At 63.1% G+C, this 4,294-nt stretch carries 4 protein-coding genes and 3 pseudogenes; 1 reads left to right on the top strand and 6 read right to left on the bottom strand.

Annotation, left to right across the window (positions count from 1 at the left end; genetic code table 11):
• Positions 1-90: 90 nt before the first annotated feature.
• From EOA29_RS27050 to rpsD, 3 genes are all read right to left on the bottom strand, one after another.
• A complete protein-coding gene (locus EOA29_RS27050) occupies positions 91-918 on the bottom strand; it encodes an inositol monophosphatase family protein (RefSeq protein WP_126093609.1) in 828 nt (275 codons plus the stop codon).
• Positions 908-1,819: a tRNA 2-thiocytidine(32) synthetase TtcA gene (gene ttcA, locus EOA29_RS27045; protein WP_126093608.1), complete on the bottom strand. Its 912-nt coding sequence runs from the start codon at positions 1,817-1,819 to the stop codon at positions 908-910. Before ttcA ends, EOA29_RS27050 begins: the two co-directional genes overlap by 11 nt.
• 111 nt (positions 1,820-1,930) lie before the next feature.
• Positions 1,931-2,548 (bottom strand): 30S ribosomal protein S4, encoded by a 618-nt coding sequence (gene rpsD, locus EOA29_RS27040; RefSeq protein ID WP_126093607.1) that lies wholly within the window; start codon positions 2,546-2,548, stop codon positions 1,931-1,933.
• A gap of 413 nt (positions 2,549-2,961) precedes the next feature.
• Between rpsD and EOA29_RS27035 the strand changes: the two genes are divergently transcribed.
• Positions 2,962-3,165, top strand: a complete 204-nt coding sequence (locus EOA29_RS27035) for a hypothetical protein (RefSeq protein WP_126093606.1) — start codon at positions 2,962-2,964, stop codon at positions 3,163-3,165.
• An 88-nt stretch (positions 3,166-3,253) separates the two neighbouring features.
• On the opposite strand, the pseudogene EOA29_RS42325 reads toward EOA29_RS27035, so the two are convergent.
• The 3 pseudogenes from EOA29_RS42325 to EOA29_RS41685 form a co-directional block, all read right to left on the bottom strand.
• Positions 3,254-3,343: pseudogene (locus EOA29_RS42325) on the bottom strand (DUF3008 family protein); the annotation flags it as partial.
• Positions 3,336-4,001, bottom strand: a pseudogene (gene murI / locus EOA29_RS27025) (glutamate racemase); the annotation flags it as partial. The pseudogenes murI and EOA29_RS42325, both read right to left, overlap by 8 nt.
• Positions 3,994-4,294 (bottom strand): annotated as a pseudogene (locus EOA29_RS41685) (hypothetical protein); the annotation flags it as partial. The pseudogenes murI and EOA29_RS41685, both read right to left, overlap by 8 nt.

Raw genomic sequence — 4,294 nt, 5'->3', positions numbered from 1 at the left:
CGGTCGCGGCGTTGCTGATGATCCTGGTCGCCGAGCGCGGACGGCTGTTCCAACCGCACAACCCGCCGGTGTGAGGTTTTAGCGCTTGGGTCAGTCGGCCCAGAGCTCGCGGCGCAGTTCGTCCCAACTTTGCTTGTCCGGCGCGACAAGCAGCCCGCCGTCGACATGCGACGGCAGATAGGCGCTGCCGTCGACGCGCGCGGCATGGCCGCCGGCCTCTTGGTGGATCAGCACGCCCGCCAGGTGATCCCAGGGCATCAGCTTGTTGTAGACGACGAAATGCGCATGCCCGCTCGCCAGCAGCCGGTATTCATGCGCCGCGCAGCGGTAGCCGAACTGCGACAGCGCCTTGGTATGGTTGCGCGCGAGCCGCGAGCGCTCCGGTTCCTTCAGATACTGCCACGAGACCGCGCCCGTCATCTGCGAGATGGGCACAGGCGCCGCAACCCGCACCTTTTCCAGCGCGCCATGCGCATGGCGGATATGGCTGCCCGCGCCTTTGGCGCCGATCAGCCAGTCCTTGCCGATGGGGTCGTGGATGATGCCGACGACCGTCTCGCCATTGACGACGACGCCCAGCATGACGCCGAACAGCGGCACGCCGGAGGCGAAATTGAAGGTGCCGTCGACCGGATCGATGACGAAGGCAAGTTCGGCATCGCCCAGACCGGCGAGCAAGGCCGGATTGTCGGAGCAGGCCTCCTCGCCGACGATCATCGCCGAAGGGTAACGCTCGCGCAGCCTGGCGGTGATCAGCCGTTCGGCATTGACGTCCGCTTCGGTCACCAGATCGGCGGCCGAGGTCTTCTGGCGGACATCGCCCTCGCCCAGCCGCCGGAAGCGCGGCATGATCTCGGCCCTGGCTGCATCGGCGAGAAGATCGGCCAGCCAGTCAATCGCACGGTCGTCAAACGTCATCGGAAATGTCTTGCCCTGTGGTGAGACGCGCATCGAGCGCGGCGAAGTCGAACAGTTTTCGGTCAAGCAGGTGCGAAGGCCGCACATTCGTCATGGCGCGGATCATCGTGTCCTTGCGGCCGGGCATGCGCTTCTCGATGTCGTCGAGCATCGCCTTCATGGCGTTGCGCTGCAGCCCTTCCTGGCTGCCGCAGAGGTCGCAGGGGATGATCGGGAAATTCATCGCGCCGGCGAATTTCTCGAGATCGGCCTCGGCGCAATAAGCGAGCGGGCGCAGAACCATGACGTCGCCCTCGTCATTGATCAGCTTGGGCGGCATGGCGGCGAGACGCCCGCCATGGAAGAGGTTCATGAAGAAGGTTTCGAGGATGTCCTCTCGGTGGTGGCCGAGCACCAGGGCGGCGCACCCCTCCTCGCGCGCGACGCGGTAGAGGTGCCCGCGCCTCAGCCGCGAGCAGAGCGAGCAATAGGTGCTGCCCTCGGGCAGCTTGTCTGTGACCACCGAATAGGTGTCCTGGTACTCGATGCGGTGTTGAATGCCGTTGGCGTTGAGATAGTCCGGCAGGATGTGCTTTGGAAAGTTCGGCTGACCCTGGTCGAGATTGCAGGCGAGCAGCTCGATCGGCAGCAGGCCGCGCCATTTGAGGTCGAGCAGCAAGGCAAGCAGGCCGTAGGAATCCTTGCCGCCGGAAAGCGCCACCAGCCAGCGCTCGCCGGGCTTCACCATGGCGAAGTCTTCGATCGCCTGACGGGTGAGCCTCAACAGCCGCTTGCGCAGCTTGTTGAACTCGACCGAGGACGGCACATCGCGGAACAGCGGATGAAACCCGCCCTCCGGCTCGTCGGCGATCGGTTCAAGCGATTTGATGCCAAGTGATTTGGTATCTGGCAGCATGTTCATGGTGCAAATGCCCCACGGGGTCCTGGTTGCCGCCCGGCTTAGCGGACCTGGCCGACAAAGAAAAGGCCGCCTCGTGGGCGGCCTTCGATCGCGTTGCTGACCGGCTTTCGATCAGCGCGAATAGAATTCGACGACCAGGTTCGGTTCCATCTGCACGGCGAACGGCACGTCCGACAGGCCAGGAACGCGGGCAAAGGTCGCGGTCATCTTGTTGTGGTCGGCCTCGATGTAGTCCGGCACGTCACGCTCGGCGAGACCCACCGATTCCAGCACGATGACGAGCTGCTTCGACTTCTCGCGCACCTCGATGACATCGCCCGGCTTGCAGCGGTACGAACCGATGTTGGTGCGCTTGCCGTTGACGTTGACGTGGCCGTGGTTGACGAACTGACGGGCGGCGAAGATGGTCGGCACGAACTTGGCGCGATAGACGATCGCGTCGAGGCGCGATTCCAGCAGGCCGATCAGGTTCTCGGAAGTATCGCCCTTGCGGCGGTTGGCCTCCTCATAGACCTTACGGAACTGCTTTTCCGAAACGTCGCCATAGTGGCCCTTCAGCTTCTGCTTGGCGCGCAGCTGCAGGCCGAAGTCGGAAAGCTTGCCCTTGCGGCGCTGGCCATGCTGGCCGGGGCCGTATTCACGCTTGTTGACCGGAGACTTCGGGCGGCCCCAGATGTTTTCGCCAAGACGGCGGTCGATCTTGTATTTCGCGGATTCGCGCTTGCTCATCGCATTCCCTTTCAAAACAATATACCCGGAACCCCATGGCTCCGGGTGAAGGAAACGCGCCCTCCTCTGGCCTCCGTTTTCGAGACCTGACAGGGTTTTCCACGCAACGCGACGGAAAAGCCCACGGGACACGTCAGTTCGAACAAGACCGCCGGCACGCCGGTGAGATCTTGCCCATGCAAAAGAAACCACCGGGCGTCGCCACCCGGTGTTGATGGCCTGTTAAACAGAGATTTAACCGCTGTCAAGCTTGTGACTGGCGACGCAACGGCCGACCCTATACCATTCTGCGTTGCATGCGGTGCCGGATGTGGCGGACGCCGACGGCATCAGGGTGGGGGCGCAACCATTTCGGGACGTAGCTTTGCCCTGACACTTGATGAAGGGACTGAAGCAGAGGAGTCCGAATTCCCATGAAGAAGTTCTTCCTTACCTTGACCGGCGCCGCGGTGTTGGCGGGGTCGATGGCGATCATGACGCCGGCGCCCGCCATGGCAAGGCACTGGCACAGCCACACGCAGGTGTGCCGCGTCGTGGTGAAGAAAAGAGTCGTATGGCGTCACGGCCACCGCTACGTCGTTCGTTACAAGGTACGGCACTGCTGGTGGCGCCGGTAAGTTGGTTGCTTTGAGCCCAACAAGGCGAAGCCCGCGGCTATCCCGCGGGCTTTTTCAATCCGGTGCCCGACTCCGACCTGGCGGCAGCTCACGACTTCTTGCTGGGCAGGCCCTTGCGCTTGGTTTCGGCGAATTCCTCGAGCTGCTTCTCGCTCATCGATTCATACATCTCGCGCGATGGCTTCCGCCGGATCGATCCAGTCGACCGGCCAGGGCGCCGTCTTGCGCATGCGGTTGGCGAGGAACGGATAATGCGTGCAGGCGAGCACGACGATGTCGGTGCGCATGCCGTCGCGCTCGATGAAGCAGGGCGCGATCTCGGCGCGCACGGCCTCCTCATCGACAAAGCCCTCGCGCATGTAGATCTCCGCCAAACCCGCCAGCCTGTCGCTGCCGACCAGCCGGACATGGCACTTCTGCGCCCATTTGCTGATCAGGTCGCGCGTGTATTGGCGCTTCACCGTGCCCGGCGTCGCCAGCACCGAGACCAGGCCGGAACGCGTGCGCTCCGCGGCCGGCTTGATCGCCGGCACGGTGCCGACGAAGGGATGGCCGGGGAATTTTTCGCGCAGCGCATCGATCACCAGGGTCGAAGCGGTGTTGCAGGCGATGACCGAAATCGCCGGCTGCAGGCGGTCGAGCAATTTGCCGAACAGCGAAAGGATGTGTTCCTTGAGCGCCGGCTCTTCCCAAGCACCATAAGGAAATGCCGCGTCGTCGGCGACATAGATGAAGCGACGGTCCGGCATCAGGACGCGTGCCTCGCGCAGCACCGTCAGCCCGCCGATACCGGAATCGAACATCAGGATCGGGCTGTGGCTTGATCGATCATTCATTGTCATCGGACCAAAAGCAGACCTTGGCCCGTGATTTGGCCAAGGCGCTTCTATCTTGAACGATCATGGTGTTGAAGTGGCAAATGCCAGCAGCTTTTGCGCAGTCTTGAAATTGCTCAGAGCCCGCGCTTGCCGAAGGGTTCGGCCGGCCAAACGGCTGCGGCGCCGGCGCGGAACGCGCGGCAGCGCGCGGCGCAGCGGTAGCGACGCTCGTTGTCGTGCGCTCGGCGCGAGTTGGTGCCGGCAACGAACCTTCGAAATCGAAAACCTCTGTCAACTCATTGATATTGCTG

Origin of the sequence: Mesorhizobium sp. M1E.F.Ca.ET.063.01.1.1 (assembly GCF_003998155.1) — a bacterium.
Lineage (GTDB): Bacteria > Pseudomonadota > Alphaproteobacteria > Rhizobiales > Rhizobiaceae > Mesorhizobium.
This window is presented reverse-complemented; position numbering and strand designations above follow the sequence as displayed.